Annotated in this window: 19 protein-coding genes and 1 pseudogene; 4 read left to right on the plus strand and 16 right to left on the minus strand. The window is 58.0% G+C overall.

The window, feature by feature from the left end; genetic code table 11:
• Positions 1–24 precede the first annotated feature (24 nt).
• From RAL88_RS17400 to RAL88_RS17415, 4 genes are all read right to left on the minus strand, one after another.
• Entirely contained in the window at positions 25–1476 is a 1452-nt protein-coding gene (locus RAL88_RS17400; protein WP_306265185.1) for an MATE family efflux transporter, read from the minus strand.
• 31 nt (positions 1477–1507) lie between these two features.
• Positions 1508–3367, minus strand: a complete 1860-nt coding sequence (locus RAL88_RS17405; RefSeq protein WP_306265186.1) for a monovalent cation:proton antiporter-2 (CPA2) family protein — start codon at positions 3365–3367, stop codon at positions 1508–1510.
• A 68-nt stretch (positions 3368–3435) separates the two neighbouring features.
• Positions 3436–3750 carry a DUF190 domain-containing protein gene (locus tag RAL88_RS17410; RefSeq protein ID WP_306265187.1) on the minus strand — a complete coding sequence of 105 codons (315 nt, stop codon included), beginning with the start codon at positions 3748–3750 and terminating at the stop codon, positions 3436–3438.
• Between the two features lie 4 nt (positions 3751–3754).
• The gene (locus RAL88_RS17415; protein WP_306265189.1) at positions 3755–4768 is read right to left on the minus strand and encodes a sodium-dependent bicarbonate transport family permease; all 1014 of its coding nucleotides are present in this window, start codon (positions 4766–4768) and stop codon (positions 3755–3757) included.
• A gap of 223 nt (positions 4769–4991) precedes the next feature.
• On the opposite strand from RAL88_RS17415, the gene uvrB reads away from it, so the two are divergent.
• Complete coding sequence (gene uvrB, locus RAL88_RS17420; protein WP_306269737.1) at positions 4992–7574, plus strand: excinuclease ABC subunit UvrB; 2583 nt, start codon at positions 4992–4994, stop codon at positions 7572–7574.
• Positions 7575–7889: 315 nt separating this feature from the next.
• Here uvrB and RAL88_RS17425 read toward each other — a convergent pair whose 3' ends face one another.
• Entirely contained in the window at positions 7890–9713 is a 1824-nt protein-coding gene (locus RAL88_RS17425; RefSeq protein WP_306265190.1) for an HAD-IIIC family phosphatase, read from the minus strand.
• 388 nt (positions 9714–10101) lie between these two features.
• Between RAL88_RS17425 and RAL88_RS17430 the strand changes: the two are divergent.
• A pseudogene (locus tag RAL88_RS17430) lies at positions 10102–10215 on the plus strand (thermonuclease family protein); the annotation flags it as partial.
• A gap of 279 nt (positions 10216–10494) precedes the next feature.
• Here the strand turns inward: RAL88_RS17430 and RAL88_RS17435 are convergent.
• The 3 genes from RAL88_RS17435 to RAL88_RS17445 all read right to left on the minus strand — a co-directional run bounded on the left by RAL88_RS17435 (position 10495) and on the right by RAL88_RS17445 (position 13109).
• On the minus strand, positions 10495–11169 hold the full coding sequence (locus tag RAL88_RS17435; RefSeq protein WP_306265192.1) for a type 1 glutamine amidotransferase domain-containing protein: 675 nt from the start codon (positions 11167–11169) through the stop codon (positions 10495–10497).
• Between the two features lie 26 nt (positions 11170–11195).
• Positions 11196–12227 carry an NADP-dependent oxidoreductase gene (locus RAL88_RS17440; protein ID WP_306265194.1) on the minus strand — a complete coding sequence of 344 codons (1032 nt, stop codon included), beginning with the start codon at positions 12225–12227 and terminating at the stop codon, positions 11196–11198.
• A 255-nt stretch (positions 12228–12482) separates the two neighbouring features.
• Positions 12483–13109, minus strand: coding sequence for a protocatechuate 3,4-dioxygenase (locus RAL88_RS17445; RefSeq protein ID WP_306265195.1), 627 nt, complete (start codon positions 13107–13109; stop codon positions 12483–12485).
• A 262-nt stretch (positions 13110–13371) separates the two neighbouring features.
• Here RAL88_RS17445 and RAL88_RS17450 point away from each other — a divergent pair, with 262 nt between their 5' ends.
• Positions 13372–15567 carry a bifunctional diguanylate cyclase/phosphodiesterase gene (locus RAL88_RS17450; RefSeq protein ID WP_306265197.1) on the plus strand — a complete coding sequence of 732 codons (2196 nt, stop codon included), beginning with the start codon at positions 13372–13374 and terminating at the stop codon, positions 15565–15567.
• Positions 15568–15851: 284 nt separating this feature from the next.
• Here RAL88_RS17450 and leuC read toward each other — a convergent pair whose 3' ends face one another.
• Together leuC and rplS are read right to left on the minus strand one after the other, a co-directional pair.
• Positions 15852–17258 (minus strand): 3-isopropylmalate dehydratase large subunit, encoded by a 1407-nt coding sequence (leuC, locus tag RAL88_RS17455; protein WP_306265198.1) that lies wholly within the window; start codon positions 17256–17258, stop codon positions 15852–15854.
• Positions 17259–17426: 168 nt separating this feature from the next.
• The gene (gene rplS, locus RAL88_RS17460; protein WP_306265200.1) at positions 17427–17903 is read right to left on the minus strand and encodes a 50S ribosomal protein L19; all 477 of its coding nucleotides are present in this window, start codon (positions 17901–17903) and stop codon (positions 17427–17429) included.
• Between the two features lie 906 nt (positions 17904–18809).
• Between rplS and RAL88_RS17465 the strand changes: the two genes are divergently transcribed.
• Positions 18810–19352, plus strand: a complete 543-nt coding sequence (locus RAL88_RS17465; protein ID WP_306265202.1) for a peptidoglycan-binding protein — start codon at positions 18810–18812, stop codon at positions 19350–19352.
• Between the two features lie 25 nt (positions 19353–19377).
• Here RAL88_RS17465 and trmD read toward each other — a convergent pair whose 3' ends face one another.
• The 6 genes from trmD to ffh are packed head-to-tail and all read right to left on the minus strand — an operon-like array spanning position 19378 to position 23552.
• Complete coding sequence (trmD, locus tag RAL88_RS17470; protein WP_371932108.1) at positions 19378–20088, minus strand: tRNA (guanosine(37)-N1)-methyltransferase TrmD; 711 nt, start codon at positions 20086–20088, stop codon at positions 19378–19380.
• Between the two features lie 2 nt (positions 20089–20090).
• Positions 20091–20660 carry a ribosome maturation factor RimM gene (rimM, locus tag RAL88_RS17475; RefSeq protein WP_306265206.1) on the minus strand — a complete coding sequence of 190 codons (570 nt, stop codon included), beginning with the start codon at positions 20658–20660 and terminating at the stop codon, positions 20091–20093.
• A gap of 6 nt (positions 20661–20666) precedes the next feature.
• Positions 20667–21083, minus strand: a complete 417-nt coding sequence (rpsP, locus tag RAL88_RS17480; RefSeq protein ID WP_306265208.1) for a 30S ribosomal protein S16 — start codon at positions 21081–21083, stop codon at positions 20667–20669.
• A gap of 34 nt (positions 21084–21117) precedes the next feature.
• Positions 21118–21651, minus strand: coding sequence for a GNAT family N-acetyltransferase (locus RAL88_RS17485; protein ID WP_306265210.1), 534 nt, complete (start codon positions 21649–21651; stop codon positions 21118–21120).
• 6 nt (positions 21652–21657) lie between these two features.
• On the minus strand, positions 21658–21978 hold the full coding sequence (locus RAL88_RS17490; RefSeq protein WP_306265212.1) for a chorismate mutase: 321 nt from the start codon (positions 21976–21978) through the stop codon (positions 21658–21660).
• Positions 21975–23552: a signal recognition particle protein gene (ffh, locus tag RAL88_RS17495; protein WP_306265213.1), complete on the minus strand. Its 1578-nt coding sequence runs from the start codon at positions 23550–23552 to the stop codon at positions 21975–21977. Before ffh ends, RAL88_RS17490 begins: the two co-directional genes overlap by 4 nt.
• Between the last annotated feature and the right edge of the window lie 98 nt (positions 23553–23650).

Here is a 23650-nt window from a genome sequence, read left to right on the forward strand (position 1 = left end):
ACTGGCGATATAGCGGTTTGCCGGTCAGTTGTGAAGGGTTGCGCTCTTGGCGCTGGAAAATGCCGATGCTCCGCTGCGCCACAGAGGCGGCTTGCGCTGGTCGGGATCGCGTGTCTCCAAAGTGGCCATCACCCGGAAGCAGACAATCACCGACGCTACGCCGAACAGCAGCGCTCCCGCAGCCTGCCCCAGCAGCACGCCGGTTGCACCAAGCCACAGGCTGCCGACCCAGACGAAGGGAATTGTACCAAGCGTGGCCTTGCCCCAGTTGAACAGGGTCGACAGGGTGGGAAAGCCCAGATTGTTAAAGGCCGCATTGGCGACAAAAAGCCCGCCATTGAAAAGGAAGCCGAACGCCGCAATCGTCGAGAAGAACGAAATCAGCTCTGCGGCTTCGTCCGTCGCATCAAAGATCGATATGACAAATCCCTGAGCCAGATACAGAATCGCCCAGACGATCAGGCAGTAGGCGATGGTCAGCACCAGCGCGTCGCGCATGGCCTGGCGCACGCGATCGTACTGGCGTGCGCCAAAATTCTGTCCGAGGATCGGACCAATGGCGCCCGACAGGGCGAAAATCGCACCGAAAGCGACCGGGATGATCCGCCCGATAACCGCCCATCCGGCCACCGCATCATCACCATAAGGCGCAATGGTTCCAGTGATATAGGCATTGCCGACCGGCGTCGCGATGTTGGTCAGCACCGCCGGGACTGCGATGCTGGTCAGCGCGCCGGCATCCGCCTTTAGATTTTCAAGCGATGGTCTGCCCACCATGTCATGAACCATCACCGTTCCATAAAACCCGGTCGCAACCATCACAACACGCGAACACACCGTGGCTATCGCCGCACCGGTGACGCCGAGGTCAAATCCGAAAATGAACAGCGGATCGAGCATCGCGGCTGCAAATCCGGCGCCAAGCGTCACATACATGGCGCGCTTGGCATCGCCTTGCGCCCGCAGCAGGCCACTGAGGCACATGCCGAGCCCGATCAGCGGCATCGAGGGCAGGACAATCAGCAAAAACCCTCTGGCAATCTCCAGCGTCTGACCGGTGGCACCGAGCAGCGCCAGGAAGGGCCCGACAATGCTCATCAGCACTGCGGCGACAACAATCGTCACCAGCACAATGAAGACCAGCGCCGATCCGGCCATCTGGCGCGCTTTTTGGTGGTCTCCCTGACCCAGATAGCGCGACACCAGCGCCGTAGCCGCAATGGTCACGCCGATACAGATCGAAATGTTGAAAAACAGGATTGTGCCAGCATAGCCGATTGCTGCCGCCAGTTCCTGCTGCCCGAGTTGGGAGATGTAGAACAGATTGGCGAAGTCGACCAGAAACACCGCGATCAGGCCGACGGAGCCGGTGCCCGTCATGACGATCACATGGCGCATCGTCGAGCCTTCGACGAAGCGGGCTTTGCCAGGTGCAGGAGCAGGGGCAGGTTCGGGGCCAGTTTTGTTGCTGCTCATTTGATGTCCATTTGTATTCGCCATGCCGGACTTAAAGCACCTTCGCCGGCTCGTCCGTGGCCGCCGGCTGATCGTCGACCAGCGCTCCGGTCTCCTTGGTCAGCGGTATGGCAGAGCGCTCCGGTGTCACAAGCGGCTCCGGCGTGACCGTATTGGTGTGCAGCGTGTCCAGCCCGGCCTGAAGATCGCCGCCGGATTGCATCTGCAGCCGCAACTCGTCGCGTTTTCGCACATCAGCCGCAATTTCTTCAATGCGCTCTGCCGGAACGCCGAGCCCTTTCAGCGCTTCCGTTCCCATCCGCATCGCGGATTCAACGGATTCGCGGATTTCAAAATCAACATGGTTCTGGCGCAGGGCAATCGAATGCGGCCGGTCATAGCTGCGCACATAGACCTTGGCATGCGGCGCATGTTTCTGCACCATCCGCACCACTTGCGAGGTTGGCGCTGATCCATCGGTGCAGATGATCACCATTCGGGCGCGGTCCAGACCCGCCGCCCGCAGCACATTCAGCCGCCGACCGTCGCCATAATAGATTTTAAAGCCGAATTTCGCCGCACTGCGAATCCGTTCCGCATTGTTGTCGATGATGGTGACATCAATCCGCTCTGCCAGCAGCAATTGCGAAACGACCTGCCCAAAGCGCCCAAAACTGATCAGGATGACATTGCCCGTCACATCGGAAAAATCATCCTCATATTCCTCGCCTTCAACCTTGGGAATCAACCTCGGCGCAAGGCTCAAGGCCAGCGGTGTCAGCGCCATGGTGATGGTCGCAATGGCGGTCAGGATGGAGGAGTCCGTGGGGCTCATCAGACCGGCCGCGACGGCGGCTGTGAACAGCACGAAGGCAAATTCGCCGTGCTGCGGCAACAGCATTGCAACGCGCACCGAGACGGCATGACCGAGCCGGAAAATCCGCCCCAGACCATAGAGGATGGCCCCCTTGATGATCATGAACAACAGCGCCGTGCCGCCAATCAGCGCCCAGTTCTGATAGATGATGGCAAGATCGAGCGACATCCCGACTGCCATGAAAAACAGACCCATCAGCAGCCCGCGAAACGGCTCGATATCGGCTTCCAGTTCGTGGCGGAACGAGGATTCAGCCAACATCACACCGGCCAGGAAAGCCCCCATGGCGCTCGACATGCCGGCAAATTCCAGCAGAGCGGCGGCACCGAACACCACCAGCAACGCGGCAACAGTCATGATTTCGCGGGCCTTGGAATTGGCCAGAATGCGAAACATCGGATTCAGCAAATGCCGTCCGATCAGCACCAGCGCGACAACACTGCCGGCAATGATGCCGAGTTCCATGAAGGCGCTGGTCCAGCCCAGGGGCTCGCCGCTTTCATTGCGGTACGGCGCAACGAAGGCGACCAGCGCCAGCAGCGGCACGATGGCAAGATCCTGCAGCAGCAGAATCGAAAAGCTTTTCTGGCCGTAGGGCTGGGACAATTCGCCGCGCTCATTCAGGGTCTGCATCGCGATAGCGGTCGACGACAGCGCCAGTCCCAACCCGACGACAAGCGCAAACTGCCAGCTTTTGCCGAATGCATAGATCAGCCCGAAAAGCGCCGCGCCGGTGAGCACAACCTGCGCGCTGCCAAGGCCGAATATGTCGCGCCGCATGCTCCACAGCCGCGATGGCTTCAGTTCCAGCCCGATCACAAACAACAGCAGAACCACACCAAGTTCTGCCACTTTGAGAATCGATTCGCTATCGGTGATGAGCTGAAAAAACGGACCGATGATGACGCCCGCAGCGAGATATCCCAGCACCGAACCGAACCCCAGCCGTTTGAAAATCGGAACCGCCAGCGCTGCCGCACCAAGCAGGATAAGCGGCTCGGTAAACAGCGATTCGCTTCCCGGTAGTGTGGCCATCAAGTCTCTCCTGAACAGGCTCCTTCACCGAGCCGGAATGATTGGTCTGGACGCCGCAGCGCGGCTTTTCAGAACAGGTCCGGACGCACCACTTCGACATCCGACAGCGTTACGATCCCGATCTGACGCGAGACAATACCATAGGCTGCGCTCAGCACGCTCTCCACCAGACGTTCATCGAGAATGCAGACCAGAACCACCATATGCCCGGCGCGCGAAAGAGCGTTCTCGCGATGCCACGGTCCGGCTGAGCCATAGCCGCCCAGCGCCGGAACAATGGTGTATCCGGTGACGTTCTCGCGAATCAGCGCATCTGTCAGCCGCCCCAGAATGGGCTCCTCGACAATGATTTCCAGCCGCTTTTTGCGAAATGTCTGTGTCATGGTGTCATCCCGCAATCCAGGTCCCCATCAGATTGTACAAAGGTATACCAATTGTCAGGTTAAATGGGAATGTGACGCCCAGCGACAGGGTCAGATAGATGCTCGGCCGGGCTTCGGGCAGGGCAACGCGCATGGCGGCGGGCACGGCAATATAGGAAGACGACGCCGCCAGTGTGCAGAGCAGGGCAACGCCGCCTGCCGAAAGCCCGAGCAGCCAGCCGAAAGGTGCCGCGATCAGCGCTCCGATCACAGGCATCGTCATGGCGAACACCACCACCGGCAGGGTCAGCACCTTGCGGCTCTGGCGCAGGCCGCGCCCGGCAATGATGCCCATATCCAGCAGAAACAGGGCGAGCACGCCCTGAAACGGGCTGACGATGAAGCTTTCCATTTTGCGCAGACCCTCTGCGCCGGTCATCCAGCCGATGGCAAAGGCTCCGATCAGCATCACGATCGAGCCGTTCAGCAATATCTCGCGAAACGGCATGCCCCCCATAGTGTTGTCCGGGGCAGCGCCGCCCGAGACAGTGGATTGATGCGGCCTGCGCCCGGCGCCTTTGGCGAGAAACAGACCGGCCAGTATCGCCGGGGCTTCCATGGTTGCGGCAACCGCAACCATATAGCCTTCATAGGGCATCGCCAGCAGGCGCAGCGCTTCGGTCGCGGCGACGAATGTGACAATCGAAATCGAGCCGTAATGGGCCGCCACTGCCGCCGCATCGACTCGTGGCAGGCGGCTGATGGCGCGCAGATAGGCAAAGGCGACAAACGGGATCGCCGCCGACAGCACCAGACCGGTCAGCAGCGAACCGGCGAGCCGCGCATCAAGCCCGTGCGCGGCCATGCCTGCGCCGCCCTTGAAGCCGATCGCCAGCATCAGATACAGTGCAATGGTTTTCGCTACCTGCTCCGGAATTGCCAGATCGGAGCGCGCCAGGGCAGCCGCCAGGCCGAGCACGAAAAACAGCACGACGGGAGAGAGCAGGTTCTGGCCCGCCAGTGAAAAAATATCCGCCATGGTGCTTCACACAAAATTGGGAGTGGGATGCTCTCCCTATAACACCTATTGCCGCAGCCCCAAGCGCAACCGGCCGAAATTCGGCCCGGACGCAATGTTTTCATCGGCTCAAACCAGCTGCCGGCCGACATGCTGACACCTTGCTGTCAGCATGGCTGACAAACTTGCCGTAAATGCCGCCCGGCACCTTCACATCGGGCAGCAGGCACGCCATATTCCAGCGATGACAAAAACCACCAAACCATCAGATGGATTCTCCGAGGCCCCGCAAAAGCCGCTGACCGGGTCGCCGCTCTCCGGATCCATCTCGAACTGGGCCGACGAGATCAGCCGGGAAGCCGACGCGCCTGCCAAATCGCCAAAACCCAAGCCGAAAAAGAAAGCTGCCACAAAATCCACTTCCAAATCCGGTTTGAAAACCGCGCGCGGCACATCCATCGGCGGACCGGCCTCGGCCAAAGACCGCGCTGCAGGCGGTCTCAATCCCGTCTCCGGGCTCGATATCTCGCTGGAAGATGCGCACCAGATTGATAATTCCGGCGTCACCGCAACCGTCGCCGCCCTGTCGCGCCTGATCGAGACCGGGCGCAAGGAAATGGATGATGTCTGGGTGCCGCACCGGCCCCAGCGTCCGGCCAAATCGGAAGGCGGCATTTCCTTCGGTCTGGAATCGGAATTCGACCCGAAAGGCGACCAGCCCACTGCGATTGCCGAACTGGTGTCCGGTATCGGCGAGCTGGAACGCGATCAGGTGCTGCTCGGTGTCACCGGCTCCGGCAAGACCTATACGATGGCCAATGTCATTGCCGAAACCGGACGCCCGGCGCTGATTCTGGCCCCCAACAAGACTCTGGCGGCGCAGCTTTACGGTGAGTTCAAGAGTTTCTTCCCGAATAATTCGGTGGAATATTTCGTTTCCTATTACGATTATTACCAGCCCGAAGCCTATGTGCCGCGCTCCGACACCTATATCGAGAAGGAATCCTCGGTCAACGAGCAGATCGACCGCATGCGCCACTCCGCCACCCGCGCCTTGCTGGAGCGCGATGATGTCATCATCGTTGCCTCCGTGTCCTGCATCTACGGTATCGGATCGGTCGAGACCTATACGGCGATGACCTTTGAAATGAAGCTCGGCCAGACCATCAACCAGCGCCAGATCATGGCCGATCTTGTGGCGCTGCAATACAAGCGCAACGATCAGGCGTTTCAGCGTGGCACTTTCCGCGTGCGCGGCGACACGCTGGAAATCTTTCCGGCGCACTATGAAGACCGCGCCTGGCGTCTGTCGATGTTCGGCGACGAGATAGAATCGATTACCGAATTTGATCCGCTGACCGGCCGGAAAAGCCAGGATCTGAACGCGATCAAAGTCTACGCCAATTCGCATTATGTGACGCCGAAACCGACCTTGCAGCAGGCCGTCAAAAGCATCCGCGCGGAACTCGTGATGCGGCTGGCGGAGCTCAACAAGGCCGGACGCCTGCTCGAAGCCCAGCGTCTGGAGCAGCGCACCAATTTCGACATCGAGATGATCGAGGCGACCGGCTCCTGCGCCGGCATCGAGAATTATTCGCGCTATCTCACCGGCCGCGCCCCCGGCGAGCCGCCGCCCACATTGTTTGAATATCTGCCCGACAATGCGCTGGTGTTTGTCGATGAAAGCCATGTCACCGTGCCGCAGATCGGGGCGATGTATCGCGGCGATTTCCGCCGCAAGGCGACGCTCGCCGAATACGGTTTCCGCCTGCCTTCCTGCATGGATAACCGGCCGCTGCGCTTTGAGGAATGGGACGCCATGCGCCCGCCCTCGGTCTATGTTTCGGCAACCCCCGGCGGCTGGGAAATGAACCAGACCGGCGGCGTCTTCTCCGAACAGGTCATCCGCCCCACCGGCCTCACCGATCCGCCGGTAGAAATTCGCCCGGCCGCCACCCAGGTCGATGATCTGCTCGGCGCAATCCGCGAAACCACCGATCAGGGCTACCGCACCCTGGTGACAACGCTGACCAAGCGCATGTCGGAGGATCTGACCGAATATCTCCACGAAAACGGCATCCGGGTGCGCTATATGCATTCCGACATCGATACGCTGGAGCGCATTGAAATCCTGCGCGATCTGCGGCTCGGCGCGTTTGACGTGCTGGTCGGCATCAATCTGCTGCGCGAGGGGCTGGATATTCCCGAATGCGCCCTAGTCGCCATTCTCGATGCCGACAAGGAGGGTTTTTTGCGCTCCGAAACCAGCCTGGTGCAGACCATTGGCCGCGCCGCGCGCAATGTCGATGGCCGGGTCATCCTCTATGCCGACCGCATCACCGGCTCGATGGAGCGCGCCATTGCCGAAACCGACCGCCGCCGCGAAAAGCAGGTCGCCTATAATGAAGAGCACGGCATCACGCCGGAATCGATCAAGAAGAATATCGTCGACATTCTGTCCAGCGTTTATGAGGCCGATCATGTTACCGTCGACACCGGCATGGCCGAAGCGCCGCTGGTTGGCCATAATCTGAAAGCCCATATTCAGGACCTCGAAAAACGCATGCGCGATGCCGCCGCCGATCTCGACTTCGAGGAAGCCGCCCGCCTGCGCGACGAAATCAAGCGCCTTCAGGAAACCGAACTGGCCATCGGCGACGACCCGCTGGCCCGCCAGCAAGCCATCGACGCCCGCACCGGCGGCTACAAGGGCCCCCGCGGCGCCACCGCCGAAATCACCCCAAGAGGCCGCGGCGCTGTAGGCCGCTCATCCGGCGGCAAACCAGGCCAGCGCGGCGGGTTCAGGGGGAACAAGGCGAAGCGGTGAGGGGGGGGGTAAACTGACTCATAGCAATTAACTGAGTTACTGGACACCGCCTGAAAATTATAGGAAACGACAGGTATTATTCCTCGCGCAGAAAATCAATAGTCTCTTTGATGGTGGGCAAAGAAGGCTGTCTTCGGCTAAACTTTGATCTTCTTCGACAATCTCGAGTCGCCAGATAACCATTGACACAGACGGACCAGTTACCGAAGTCCGGACCCTAGCAACACTGCAACAGCGCGTAGAATTTGGATATCTAGACGAATCTTGCGGAAAGACATCAGACTGCTTTCAGGAAACAAGAAGCCGGAACGGCAATCAGGCCGCCCCTTGCGTAGTGGACGACACGCAGAATTTATCTTCGATGCTCAACCAGCCCGGTACGGTATTTGGACGTCCACCTTGGGACACCCAAACATCACCATCCAGCATAAACCCGTTTGCCGCAAAAACCTCATGGCAAGGGCCGTTTACGGGCGTCTTCACAAGCCGGGCGTTCACGGTCTGATCGGCGAAGCTGAGGAGGACACTTTGGAGCATCGCGTTCTCCACCCCAAAGCCAAAGACACGGCAACTCAAGACGAAATGGGAGACGCTGGGTGAAGTTGGGTCGGTCACCACCAGCACGCCAATAATACCCATATCCCCAAATTTGTCCCGCGCTGTGGCGACCATGATTTTGCGACGCGGCTCAGGCTGGGTAATTTCGTACATCGTGGTTCTTAAGGCAGTGGTGTTGAATTGGTTCGTCCGGTTGATAAGCTCGACGACGCGGTCCATGTCGGCGTCAGTGGCTTGGCGTAGGTTTAGTCGTAAGTCGAGCTTGCGATAGGCTTCATCGGCATCATCATCGCCTTCATTCTGGTCGTCCAGATAGCTTTGACGTTCTGCCCGCTCCTTGTACATTCCCGTCCGATCTTTGAGCGTGGCTTCACCGAGAATGCCTATCCATTCTTCCATCAACTTCCAAGTTTTAGGTTCGTTCGGATCCAGAGCAAGCAGGCCGGGCAGCTCGTCCATGACGGTCTCGCGTTCATCTGGACGGTCATCCAAGAAGACAAAGCTATTAGGGTTCAGGTTCAGAGTGTCCGCGATCTTGCGAATATTCGATGCTTTCCGGCCCCAATTGATCTCCATCATGACGAAATCTTCAGGCGAGACCATGGCCTCGTTCCAGCGTACGTTGGCAGGATCATTCTTTGAGCTAACGGCAAGCAATACACCTTTGTCCTTGAGCCTCAAAATGGCTTTCTGTCGATCCGAATGCTGGTTGACCGGTCCATCACCGATCACACCGTCCCACAGCGTATTGTCGAGGTCGCAAACGATCAGCTTGCGTTTGTTCAGATGCGCCGTCGCTATTCCTGCCCGCAGGTAAGGGCCACTTGCCAATTCTCGGGCTAACGCTGTTGGATGTAGTTCGCCGGCATCGTACGTGGCCTGCCCGAGTTGCCCGAGTTTGTAGGAAGACACCCTGCTCAGCGGCTCTGCTTCGTCGATGCGTCGCAACGGGCGCTTGCCGCCAGCGGCAGCAAGACCATCGATGAATGCCGACAGTTGCATGTTCAGATAGGTAGCAGCCCCGCGTCGCGCAGGCCAAGAGGCGAGATTGATAGTCCAACCCAAAAAACCGGTTCTGTTCTGGCGCACCCCGGAAACATTATGGATGTATAAAGGGCAGTCAAAATACCGATGCATCAGCCCAATAGACTTGTACGTCTCCTCAAGCGCCTCTTTTAACGGTGCAACACCTTTTACGACCGCACTCAGCATGCGTCTTGGAGTAGTGTATTGTGCGTATTCCTCGGAGAACCCGAAGGAAAATGGGCTGTAGAAAATCAAATCGAACTGATCAGGGGTAAAGGCTCTGAGGGACCGTCGCAGATCGGCACCAACCCGCTTCGCGACTACTGTCGGTTCGATATCGAAATCACTGCCATGGGCCAGGATCTGGATCTGGGTGGCGATATCCAAGACAAGGCAATCTCCGACAAAAAGAGCGCGTACCGTTTTTCCGCTGCGCTGCCCCAGCTTCTTGCCCATTTGCCCAATCAACGCGTCAACAGCGGAAAGCGCGATGTGTGTTGCCCCATCGGTCAGTAAGGCCTGCCAACGGTCTAGTATGGGAGAGAACTTTTTCATTGAATGGAGGGTCTGCGAAGGCCTCTGGGTGCTGCAAGCTTACAAGACGGAGCCAGCCACTGACATGATCTCCAGCGGCCTCGGGGTCGCCCGTCCTGAGCTGCTGAACGAGAAGGCTCACCGCGGTATCGAATTGTTGCGCGACGATAGTGTCAGACGATCCGTCGCGTAGTAGATCGCCCAACGCAGCGGACAATTCTTCAAATGCACACTCTGCCTGAGCGGCTAGCCCGGTCGCTGCGGGAGAACTGTCTGTATAAGTGTCGATAGTCGAATGGATCATGGCATCACTCTGGTCTTTTGGCCAAATCAGCTGCGTAAGTCGCTCAACAACAGCTTTTGGTCTAGTCTCACGTCGCAACGTTTGTCAACGCCGATTGTAATTCCCCCGGAAGGATGCCCGATCAAAGGCAACATTTCAAAGAACGGCAGAATATACCACGCGCCATGGTCGCCTTGGTATACAGGTACGAAAATCAGCGTGAACAAAGGCGAACGCTGATTCTGCAACGAAGCCGAGGCATTGGCGGCAGGGTGGCGGGCTCCTTATTGGGGCCGTTAAACAGGTTGCTTCTTATGCCAGCCCAAAGTGTGAAACCTAGAGTCAGGACTTCGGTAACGGGTCCGTCTGTGTCAATGGTTATCTGGCGACCGGAATTCGCCGACAGCGGCAGTTTCCGTCGTCGGTCCTTATGACAAGTCAGCGGGCGATTATTAAGCGCTGCTGTTTCGTGGTCCTTCGGTATGAGATCTTCCCCGGGTTCATGCCCCGATCCTGTGATTAAAGCAGCGCCAGCAACTTGCGCGCGGCTTCTTCGGACGAAGCCGGGTTCTGGCCGGTCACCAGCTTGCCGTCGGTGACCACGAAGGACGCCCAATCGTCGCCTTTTTTGTAAGTGCCGCCATTTGCTTTCAGCATGTCCTCGACGAGGAACGGCACGATGTCGGTCAGGCCGACGGCGTCTTCCTCGGTGTTGGTGAAGCCGGTGACCGTCTTGCCGGAGACGAGAGGTTTGCCGTCCGACCCTTTTGGATGGCGGAACACTGCCGGGGCGTGACAGACCGCGCCGATGGGACGGTCGCTGGCGGCGAATGTTTCGATCAGCGCTGTGCTGTCGCCGTCTTCGGCAAGGTCCCAGAGGGGCCCGTGACCGCCGGGATAGAAGATCGCGTCGAACCCGTCCGCCGAGATGGTGGACAGAACAGTGGTGTTGGCCAGGTCCTTTTGCGCGGCGTCGTCGCTCTTGAAGCGTTTGGTCGCTTCGGTCTGGGCGTCGTCCGCGTCGCTTGAGGGATCAAGCGGCGGCTGGCCGCCCTTGGGCGAGGCCAGAGTTACCTCGGCACCGGCGTCCTTGAACACGTAATAAGGCGCGGCAAATTCCTCCAGCCAGAAGCCGGTCTTCTTGCCGGTGTCGCCCAGCTTATCGTGTGATGTCAGAACCATGAGAATTTTCATTGAAGTGTCCTTCTTGTTGATAGAAATCAGTTGTTCAGCTTGATGACGCGTTTGCCGAAAGCCTCGCCTCTCAGCAGGCCGATGAACGCTGCGGGGGCCTGTTCCAGACCGGCGATCATTTCTTCGCGGTAGTGGATTTGTCCGTCCTTTACCCATTCACCCATCTGCCTGGCGAACTCCGGGTAGAGATGGCCGAAATCATCGAACACGATGAAACCGCGCATCGTCATCCGCTTGCGCAGAATCTGCCCCATCAGATAGTTCATCCGGTCCGGCCCGTCGGGCAGCGATGTGGCATTGTACTGGGAGATGAGGCCGCAGACAGGGATGCGCGCGCGGGCGTTCAGCAATGGCAGAACCGCGTCGAACACGGCACCGCCGACATTTTCGAAATAAATATCGATGCCGTCCGGCAGGGCTGTTTTCAGCGCGTCCGCAAAGCCGTCAGCCTTGTAATCGATGCAGGCATCGAAGCCCAGCGTCTCCACCACATGGCTGCATTTTTCCGCGCCCCCGGCGATGCCGACGACACGCAGCCCGAGGAGCTTTCCGATTTGCCCGACTGTTGCGCCGACAGGTCCGCTGGCTGCGGCCACCACCAGGGTTTCACCGCTTTTCGGCTGACCGATCTGGGTCAGGCCGGCCCAGGCAGTCAGGCCCGGCATGCCCAGCACCCCGAGTGCCCAGGACGGGTTTTGCGGGCTTTGGCCCAGATTGATCACGCCCCTGCCGTCGGACAGCGCGTAGTCCTGCCAGCCGCCAAACGCCACAACCCAGTCGCCCTCTGCGAAACCTTCGACTTCAGACCTCACCACCTGCGACACCGTCCCGCCGATCATCACCGCGCCGATCTCGACCGGCGCAGCATAGGAAGGCGCATCGCTCATCCGGCCACGCATATAGGGGTCCAGAGACAGATATTCGTTACGCAGCAGCATCTCGCCTTTGCCGGGGTCCGGCAGCGCGCCGGTCTCCAGGCGCAGCGTATGGACGTCGGGTTCACCCTTCGGGCGCTCGGCCAGAACGAATTTGCGGTTTTTGGTCTCGGACTGGGTCATAGAGGCTTTCTTTCTGGTTCGATGCCGGGCTTGTTCCGGTCACGGGAAAAATTACGGAGGCAGTGTGAAATTCAGCAACGGCAGTTAAATAAACTCTGTTTTTGCAGGAACTTACCGTATTTGTCGGATTCAATTTGTTAAATAGGTCCATCCAAGAAATTGTGGACTGGCAAAGGTCTGCAAATTGGAATTTTCACACAGCCTCAGCCTGAACCAGTTATCCGAACACAACGTCCGAACACCAAATTTTCCTAGTCAGATGACGATTTCGATGCTTGCTTCGAGCCCTGAGTCACCTTCGACAAAATCCATCGACACGGCATCGGCATCGGCTTCTGACATGCTGTTGAACAGCCCGTCGCGCGCATTGTCGGGATAGTCCTTGATATAGAACTGGGTGGTTAGCAGCTCGCGATCCCCGTCAAACACCTTCACATGAATGTGCGGCGTGCGCCCTGGATAGATCGCTGGTTTTATGGTGCGAAATACATAGCGTCCGGTATCGTCCGTGATGTCCTGGCCAAAGCCCTGGAAGGCCGGGTCGAAATTGGCGCTGCGGCGATCGCGCGGGTGCATGTAATTGCCGTCCATATCACATTGCCAGATCTCGATGCGATGTCCGGCACGGGGTTGCCCGTTGCTGTCCAGGATGGTGCCGCGCAGGATAAAAATTTCACCGCCCGCTTCTTCAACCAGGCCGGTGATCTTGACGAGATCATTGTCAACGTCAGGCGTCCGCATGGCGGGTGTGGGATAGTAGGGCCCTTCCGCAGCGCGCGGGGTCATGACGGCAGCGACAGCCCTGCCGGCGAGGCTGTTCACCCCAACCAGGCCCGCCACGCCTGCAAGCAGGCTGCGGCGCGATGTGTTGTGTTTCGTCATGATATGCTCCTGCTTACAAAGGCCGGTCATCTCTGCAACACATGGTTCTTTTTCGTCAGATGACAAGCACTGTGGCGCAATACAAACGCTTCACAGCATCGCTCAACCCGGCCAGCCGCTCAGTGCATCAGGCGGAGCATTGCTGTTCGGTGCGCCGATGCGGGTCACTGGTTTGTGAACATTTAGCAGCGTTTTGCTCAGATCGATTAATGTTAAAAAAAGGTCGTTCCAATATGTTTCTCTCACCTGGGGAGACGCATCCATGTTTGGTCGACTGCAAAATATACCGCTTCTATACCTCATTATAGCATCAATCAGCGTCGTGCTGTTGACGGTTCAGGTGCCCGGTATCGTATCAAATCTTTTAGACGGACGCGCAGAGATCGAACAGGCCGCAGTTCGCCAGGCCACCGCAGCAATAGATATGCTGGAAGCTGTGCATATCCAGTCGATGACTTTTAGAGGTCAAACACAGGACGGCGATCCTGCTATCGAAACCCTCAATGGCAGTATGGAGCAATTCTCGAATGACAGCAAAGGTGTCCGGCTCTGGCTTTTTATGGGGCAAAAGGTCATTGACTACCAGATTGCAGCTGGCGAATCCGAAATAGAAAGACCTCTCGATTCAATCGATGAGCTAACCATCTCCAGCGGTCAGGAGATACAGGCATTCGAGAACGCAACGTTTCGGCTCTCGCGACCTGTCATTATGGGAGAAGGGCATGCATCCAGCCCACGATGCGCAGAGTGTCATACCGTCCTCATGAATATCCAGAAGGGCGAAATCATAGGTGGGTACAGTTCTGCGGTCGATCTATCGATTCCACTTGCCCATTGGCGCTCAAACATCATCCACAATTTGGCATGGGGCTTTGTGATATTCGCCCTCACGATCGCCGCAATTTTTGTGTTGCTGAAGACCTTCGCACTGCGCCCGCTAAACCATCTGTCCTTGATCACCGAGAGGCTTGCGGCAGGAGATACCGAGGTCGAGATCGATCTTGACAAGCGGCAGGACTCCATCGGCTCCATGGCCCGCGCATTGCGGGTTTTTAGAGACAGTCTGAAGACCAACGGAAGGTTGGAGGCAGCCAACAAGGAAGCCCAAAACGAATTGCGCTTTCTTGCTCTGCACGACGCGTTAACAGGCCTTCCAAACAGGGCCTCATTCGGAAAAAAACTGGACGAGCTTCTTGTTCACTGCCGGGAAAACAACGAGAAGGTAACCGTCTTCTGCCTGGATATGGACTATTTCAAGGAAGTCAATGACACCCTTGGTCACGCAGCGGGTGACAAGCTGCTCTTGCACATCGGCGATCGTCTGCGCCTGCTCGCTGGAACAAACGGAATCGCGGCCCGCTTTGGCGGGGACGAATTCTCACTTGTGATCCCCGCAACCGCTGACACTAACCATGTCAAGGAAATTTGCGAAGGCATAGTTGCGATATCCAACGAACACATCGAACTTGACGGAAGACATGTGAAATCCACTTTCAGTATTGGCGTTGCGATGTGGCCAATCGATGGAGAAGATGCAGAGAAATTGTTGAGAAATGCCGACACGGCGCTTTATCAAGCCAAGGCCGATGGTCGAAACACCTATCGGTTTTTCTCGTCCGAAATGAATGCAGCTATCGAACAGCGACGTGAACTTGAATCCGAACTTCGGCAGGCTTTTGCAGCGCGGGAGCTGGAGTTGCATTATCAGCCTCTGGTTGATGTGAGGTCGCAACGCATTATTGGCGTCGAGGCCCTGATGCGTTGGAACCATTCGACGAAGGGGTGGATAGGCCCGGCAACCTTCATTCCTGTTGCAGAGGAATGCGGGCTGATCGGATCGATGGGCCGATGGCTCCTCGAAACATCGTGCCGTCAGGCCGCTCTTTGGCCGGATATCGTTTTGTCTGTCAATATTTCGCCTGTACAATTCAAGGAGAAGGACTTCGCGGCTTTCATCAAGGCCACTCTTGAACAGACAGGGCTCCAACCAGAACGTCTGGAACTCGAAATCACCGAGGGCCTGCTTATGGACACCAGTGCCAATGCCCTCGATATGTTGCTGTCCGTGAAACAGCTCGGTGTCAAGATCGCCATGGACGATTTCGGAACAGGCTATTCGAGTCTTGGCTATCTGCAGAGTTTTCCGTTTGACAAGATCAAAATTGACCGCTCCTTCGTGAGCGCCTTGACAGATGACCGGAGCGCTGCCGCCATTGTGCGCTCCGTTGTTGGCCTCGGGCAAAGCCTGGGGATAGCAACCACCGCTGAGGGTGTTGAAACCATCGAACAGCTATCATTTCTGCAAGCTGAAGGTTGCGATCAGGTTCAAGGATACTATTTCGCCAAACCGCAGGACCCTTTGCATATCACCGCGCTGCTTGGAACGTGGCAAGAAAAGAAGCGGCAAATAAAGCAATCTGAAACGCGCGCGCCCAAACGACGGGAAAAGCGCGCTTGAGCCTACGCCCTTTCGAACCAAAGCTAGATTGATTTCAGTCTGGCCTGAAAAACCAGCGCTGCTCGAAGACAGGCCGCAACTGGCGTGTTTCTGGAAAGTGTGCCTGTCAGATCCTGGGCTTCCTCAGTAAATGTCAGGTAACCGAGACCGAAAAAGTCGTAGCGCACGCCCGCCAGAACCCGGGGACCGCACCCAAATGCATCCACCCACAAAAAAGCGCGGCAGCCGCAGCTCCGCGCTTTTATCATCCCTGCTGGCCCGCTGGCCCGCTGGCGAGCCGCCCGCTACTTCCACTCGCGAATATCGACGAAATGCCCGGCAATCGCGGCTGCGGCCGCCATCGTCGGCGACACCAGATGGGTGCGGCCTTTGAAGCCTTGGCGGCCTTCGAAATTGCGGTTCGAGGTCGAGGCGCAGCGTTCTTCCGGTTTCAGCTTGTCGGCATTCATCGCCAGGCACATCGAGCAGCCCGGCTCGCGCCAGTCAAAGCCCGCATCCTTGAAGATTTTATCCAGCCCTTCGGCTTCCGCCTGTTCCTTGACGAGGCCGGAGCCGGGCACGATCATCGCATCAACGCTTTCGGCCACTTTTCGCCCGCCGATCACGGAGGCGGCGGCGCGCAGATCTTCAATGCGGCCATTGGTGCAGGAGCCGATGAACACCCGGTCAAGGGTGATGTCGGTCATCTTGGTGCCCGGCGTCAGGCCCATATAAGCCAGAGCGCGTTCCTTGGAGGTGCGTTTGTTGACGTCTGAAATATCGGCCGGGTTCGGCACCACGCCGGTGATCGAGACGACATCTTCCGGCGAGGAGCCCCACGAGACAATCGGCGGCAGGCTGGCCGCGTCGAGGGTGATGATCTTGTCGAAATGTGCGCCATCATCGGATTTCAGAGTTTTCCAGTAGGCGACCGCCGCATCCCATTCGGCATCTCTCGGCGCGCGCGGGCGGCCTTTGAGATATTCGAATGTCTTTTCATCCGGTGCAATCAGCCCGGCGCGGGCACCGCCTTCAATGGTCATGTTACAGACCGTCATGCGGCCTTCCATCGACAGTGCGCGAATCGCCTCACCGGCAAATTCGATGACATGGCCGGTGCCGCCGGCTGTGCCGATTTCACCGATGATCGCCAGAATGATGTCCTTGGCGGTAACGCCTTCGGGCAGGGTGCCATCGACCCGCACCAGCATGTTTTTGGCTTTTTTCTGGATCAGGGTCTGGGTCGCCAGCACATGCTCGACTTCCGATGTGCCGATGCCATGGGCCAGCGCACCGAATGCGCCATGAGTGGAGGTGTGGCTGTCGCCGCAGACAATCGTCGTGCCGGGCAGGGTGAAACCCTGTTCAGGTCCAATGATGTGGACAATGCCCTGGCGGATATCGCGTTCGGAGTAGTAATCGACGTTGAATTCGGCAGCATTCTGCGCCAGCGTGTCGACCTGCAGCTTGCTCTCCGGATCGTCAATGCCTTTGGAGCGGTCCGATGTCGGCACATTGTGATCGACCACCGCCAGGGTTTTCTCAGGCGCACGGACTTTGCGCCCGGTCAGGCGCAGCCCCTCGAAAGCCTGCGGGCTGGTCACTTCATGAACAAGGTGGCGGTCAATATACAGCAGGCAGGTGCCATCATCCTGTTCATGGACCAGATGGTCATTCCAGATCTTGTCATAAATGGTTGTAGCAGCGCTCATATCTGTCGTCTCCGAATGCGGGCTTTGTGTCTATATGTGGTTTATGGCCCCGGCCGGTCAAGCCGTTAGCGCCGGACCCGGCGATAAAATACAGCCATAAAAAAGGCGGCCTGTGAGCCGCCTTCATTCGTGTCTGCCGCCGGTAAACCGGACAGGCCGGGCACAGGCCTAATCTGCAGCGGTATCGGTTGCTGCAGTTTCCTTGGCGGCGGCCTTTTCAGCGGCAACAGCAGCCTTGGCGGCGGACGCCAGATTGCGCTGTTCCTCATTGAGGTTCTTGGCACGGGCATTGCCGGCCTCGACGATACGGGCCGATTTTCCGCGACGGTCGCGCAGATAGTAAAGTTTCGCACGGCGCACCTTGCCGCGGCGGACCACCTCAACGCTCTCAACGAGCGGAGAATAGACCGGGAACACACGTTCCACGCCTTCGCCGTAGGAAATCTTGCGCACAGTGAATGTTTCCTGGATGCCGCCACCCTTGCGGGCAATGCAGACACCTTCATAGGCCTGGACACGGGTCCGGGTACCTTCGGTCACACGGACATTCACCTTGACGGTGTCGCCGGGCGAGAATGTCGGTAGCTTGCGCTGGGCTTCGATGGCCTCAGCCTGCTCTTTGTCGAGCTGTTCAATAATGTTCATGAGAGCACCTTGTTGATTGCGATCTTGCTTTGGTTTGTCTCTTGTCCACACCCAGAGCGCCCGGCTGATCTGAAAACCTTACGGTTCAGGCCAGCTCACTTGCAGTGTTTTTTCAAATATCTACAAGCTTGTCGGGCGAATTCGCCACAGACTGGTTTCTTTGCACGTTTCAAAGATGGCCGCGATGTACACCAGTGTCGCGGCTTTGTCGAGACCAAAGGTAAGGATTCTGCCGCTTTACCAAACTTCTTGAGGACAGAGGATTCTCGGATTGACCGTCAGTTTTCAAAATTCCGCAATCCTTCACGGGCGCGAATCTGTGACATCGCACAACCCACCGTCTTTGCAAGTGCAAGGGGAAGCTGGTAAATTACCCGCTAAGCCACACGAAACCCTTGTTTGCAAAATGGCCGGAGGCTCATCATGAAACTGGTTCTCGCTCTCATTGCACTGGTTTCGGTCCTGTTTCCGCATCTCGCATTGGCTGAACCATATCCGGCGGGGTTGAGCGGGAACCGGATGAATGGTTCGACAAAGCCCGTCACCGAAAATGGCATTACCACATTTCAGATTGCATCCCGTGAATGCTCCAATGCTAATTACAATAATGGCAGTGGCGAAAATGATTGTGTAAACGGAAATGTCAGGTCCGTGATAGTTGGATCCTTCTCGGACAGGCTGGGAGACGCGGTTGAATACCGGTTTGACCTGCGAATACCCGATCCGGTCTCTTACAAAGTATGGACCAATTCGCATGCTTTCGGCCACATTCCCCGCGGTGAGGACAGCCGACTTCACATTGCCCAGTGGCAGGGAAACGCAAGAAAATCTTTCGTCTATATGTTGAAACTCGACGGCACCAGGGGGGTCACCTTTCTGGGTCGCCCCTGTTTTTCAGCTGAGCGGATGAAGGGTTGGAACAGCTTCAGCCTCAAGACGCGCTGGGCCAATGATAATCGTGGCTGGGTGGTGGTTAAGTGCAATGACGACGTCATTTACGTAAAGGAAGGCGCGCCAACCAATCGCCCCGATTTCTGCTTCATCACCAATGAGTGCCAACCGGGCAAGATCATGAACCCGAAAAGGCTGCAATTCGCCATTGGCCCGGTCATGAAGGGGTTTGGTCCTGAATGGAAGAAATACAGTAAACCGTCACCATTCACCGATTTTTCCGATCCCATCAAAATGGAAATCCGGAATCTCTTTATCACCAAAGGGGTGCAACTTTATGGTCCCAAAGAGAAAACCCTGGTGGCGGAATTGCAAACCCATCTGGTAGAACTTGGGTGCGATCCGGGACCCGTCGATGGACAGATGGGAAACAAAACGCGGTTGGCGGCGCTGTCTTGCCGCAACTTTGCTGACGGCGAACTGCCTGAAACGGTTGATTTTCAAACGCTGCCGGGTGTTCTGACCGCTTACCGGGGCAGATTTCCGTTACAACAATGATTGATCCTGTCGAGACCCTGGAGCCTCAGGAGGTCCGACCGGTCGCATCATCATCCGTTAACAAATCGGGCCGTCTTTCGCGGGTCAACCGGAGCGCCTGATCATGCCGCCAGCGCGCCACTGCGGCGTGGTCGCCGGAGGTCAGAACCTCGGGAATGGCAGTGCCTTCCCACAGCGCAGGTCTGGTGTAATGCGGATATTCCAGCAAGCCGTTTTCAAAGCTTTCATCCTCGCCCGAGGCCTGTGTGCCCATCACTCCGGGGATCAGCCGAATGCAGGCATCCAGCACCGCCATCGCCGCCACTTCGCCGCCGGACAGAACATAATCACCAATCGAGACTTCCTCCAGTCCGCGCCCGTCGATGACGCGCTGGTCGACGCCTTCAAATCGGCCGCACACCAGCACAACGCCCGGACCTGCCACCAGCTCACGCACACGCCGCTGGGTCAGCGGCCGGCCGCGCGGGCTCATCATCAGGCGCGGACGGGTGTCATTGTCCGGTGCCGCCGCATCAATGGCGCTGGCCAGAACATCGGCCCGCAACACCATGCCGGCCCCGCCTCCGGCTGGCGTATCATCGACCGTGCGGTGCCTGTCGGCGGCAAAACCGCGGATGTTGACGGTATCGCACTGCCACAGCCCGCTCTCCAGCGCCCGGCCGGAGAGGCTCAGGCCAAGCGGTCCGGGAAACATGTCGGGATACAGTGTCAGGATGGAGGCATGCCAGGCGGGCAAGGTCAAAGCTCCTTATCAGGATCGTCCGGACCATGATCGTCCGGATCAACATCATCAAGCAGGCCCGGCAGATCCGCCAGTTGCACAAAACCGCCCGCAACATCGACCACCGGCACGGCTGCCAGGCTGAACGGGATCATCAGACTGTCATCATCCGGCGTGGCGATTTCCAGAATATCTCCGGCACCGAAATCATGCATCGCCAGAACGGTGCCGAGTGTGTCGCCATCCGCCTGCCGCACATCCAGCCCGATCAGATCGATGTGATAGAACTCGTCTGAATCAGGTTCAGGAAGTCTGTCGCGATGGATGTAAAGCTGTGTCCGCGTCAGCGCTTCGGCTGAGGAGCGGTCATTGATGCCTTGCAGTGCGCAGACAAACACCGCTTTGACCGGCCGTGACCGTGTAACGCGGTAGGACGTCCCGGCAGCATCCTGCAAATCGCCATAGGCGGTCAGGGCTGCCGGGTCGTTTGAATACAGTTTGATACGCACTTCGCCCTTGATGCCGCTGGCGGCCCCGATCTCGGCGATCAGGACCATACCGTCCGGCGCTGGGCTGTGGTTGCGCATCGTGCGTTATTCAGCGGCGGCTTCTTCAGCCGGTGCGTCTTCTGCGGGCGCTTCCTCGGCAGGAGCGGCGGCAGCGGCAGCAGCGGCTTCGGCAGCAGCTGCCTTGTCGGCGACACGCTCTTCAGCTTTCTTGCCGGGCTTGGCTTTGTTGGGATTGTTGCGGGCTTCGCGTTTCACGACACCGGCTGCATCGAGAAACCGCAGAACGCGGTCTGTCGGCTGTGCGCCGTGCTCGAGCCAATGTTTGGCGCGCTCGACATCCATAATGATGCGGTTTTCGTCATCCTTGGCCAGAAGCGGATTGAAAGTGCCGATTTTCTCGATAAAGCGGCCATCGCGCGGCGCGCGGATATCAGCGATAACGATGGAATAGAACGGGCGTTTTTTGGAGCCGCCACGGGCAAGACGAATTTTAACGGACATGATGTTTCCTTGAGTGTTTTGGGGTGTTTTGAAATTATGAAGTCAGAGCTTTTCTGAAATCCTGTGGAGAGCGATGCCGATAGATATCGGCGGTGAAAAAGCAAACGCGCTGGTGCGCTTCAAACTGCGCCCCCAGCCGTTCTGCAACGCGCCGCGAGGCGGCATTGTCGGGGGCGATGGCGCTTATGGCGGTGCTCCAGCCAAGCTCATCGTAAACATAGGACAGGCAGCGCTTGGCCGCTTCGGTAATCAGCCCCTTGCCCTGAAATTCGGGCATCAGCCCCCAGCCGATTTCCGGCTCGGGCCAGCCTTCCGGATACCACGGGCCGCACCACCCAGCGAATTTTTTCGATACCTTGTCTTCCAGCGCAAACTTGCCGAAGCCGCGCAGCTGCCAATGGCCGATAAAGCTGGCCATCCGGCGCCAGACTTCCCACGGTTCCGAAACGCCGCCGAGAAAGCGGACACAATCTTCATTGCTGTAAAATGCCGCCAGCGGCGCAAAATCCGCTTCGGTCCATCCGCGCAGAACCAGCCGGTCTGTTTCAAGGCGAGGGATTGTTTGCATCCGCTGTCAGCTCCTCAGCGCCAGATGTTTCTGGATCACTTCACGGACGATGAAGTTGAGAAATTTCTCGGCAAATTCCGCATCAAGGTCAGCTTCCACTGCCAGCGCGCGCAGCCGCTCGATCTGCTGCTGTTCGCGGTCCGGGTCGGAGGCCGGCAGGTCGTTTTCCGCTTTCAGAATGCCGACCCGCTTGGTGCATTTGAAACGTTCCGCCAGCATGTGAATGACGGCGGCGTCAATATTGTCGATCGATCCGCGAATCGCTGCCAGTTCTTGCAGAGCCGCGACCTTCGAAGCCTTAGGGTCGGCATGTGGTGTCGGTGTCATGATTTCTTCCCCTTGCCGGGTCCCGGCAGACCGGGCAATCCGCCAGACTTTCCAGCACCGCCAAAACCTCCTGGCCCGCCAAGGCCACCAAGACCTCCTGGTCCACCAAGTCCGGGCAGGCCGCCGGGGGCCGCGCCGCCCATCTGCTTGGCCATCTGTTCCAGTTTCTTGGGATCCATATTCGCCATGCCGCCGCCGGGAGGCATGCCTCCGGTGCCAGGCGGCATTCCACCACCACCCATCATACCACCAAGAGCGCCCATCAGGCCGCCCTTCTTCTTGCCCATGGCCTTCATCATATCGGCCATCTGGCGATGCATTTTCAGTAATTTGTTGATGTCCTGCACTTCGGTGCCGGACCCGGCTGCAACCCGCTTCTTGCGGTTGGCGTTGAGCAGTTTGGGATTGCTGCGCTCTTTGCGCGTCATCGACGAAATGATGGCCTGCTGGCGTTTGAAAACACTGTCATCGACGCCGGAAGCGGCGATCTGTTTTTTCATTTTTCCAATGCCGGGCATCATCCCCATCAACCCGCCCATGCCGCCCATCTTCTGCATCTGGCCCAACTGGTCGGACAGGTCCTGAAGATCGAACTGGCCCTTGCGCATTTTTTCAGCGGCGCGTGCCGCCTGTTCCGCATCAATGTTTTCAGCGGCTTTTTCCACCAGGCTGACAATGTCGCCCATGCCGAGAATGCGGTCGGCGATCCGCTTGGGGTGAAAATCCTCCAGCGCATCCATTTTCTCGCCGACGCCGATCAGCTTGATCGGCTTGCCGGTGACCGCACGCATCGACAGCGCCGCACCGCCACGTCCATCGCCATCAACACGGGTCAGTACAAGCCCGGTGATGCCGACACGGTCATTGAACGAGGTCGCCAGATTGACCGCATCCTGACCGGTCAGACTGTCAGCCACCAGCAGCACTTCATGCGGGTTGGTGGCTTTTTTGATGTCCGCCATTTCCATCATCAGCGGTTCATCAATATGGGTACGGCCGGCAGTATCCAGAATAACGGCGTCATAGCCGCCAAGACGCGCTGCATTCATGGCGCGGCGTGCAATCTCGACCGGCATCTGCCCGGCCACAATCGGCAGCGTATCAACGCCGATCTGTTCGCCAAGCACTTTCAGCTGTTCCTGCGCTGCAGGGCGCCGCACATCCAGCGATGCCATCAGAATTTTGCGCTTTTGTTTTTCAAACAACCGTTTTGCGATTTTGGCAGACGTGGTTGTCTTGCCCGAGCCCTGCAGGCCGACCATCATGATGGCAACCGGTGCCGCCGCATTCAGATCAATGGTCTGCGCCTCGGAGCCAAGCATGCCGACCAGTTCATCATGAACGATCTTGATGACCATCTGGCCGGGGGTGACGGATTTGACGACATCGGCGCCAACCGCGCGTTCCTTCACCCTTGCGATAAAGTCGCGCACCACACCAAGCGCCACATCGGCCTCGATCAGAGCGCGCCGCACCTCGCGCATGGCCGCGGAGACATCGCTGTCACTCAGCGCGCCGCGCTTGGTCAGCTTGTCCAAAATGCCGTTTAGGCGGTCTGACAGTGTGTCGAACATAGCTTTTCAAATCACACGGATTTTCGCCCGTGCCCAAATCTGTTTCGGATCAGTCCAACATAGGGTGCGAACCGCCAAACGCAAAACACACCCGAGGG

Origin of the sequence: Pararhizobium sp. IMCC3301 (assembly GCF_030758315.1) — a bacterium.
In the GTDB taxonomy this organism is placed as follows: domain Bacteria; phylum Pseudomonadota; class Alphaproteobacteria; order Rhizobiales.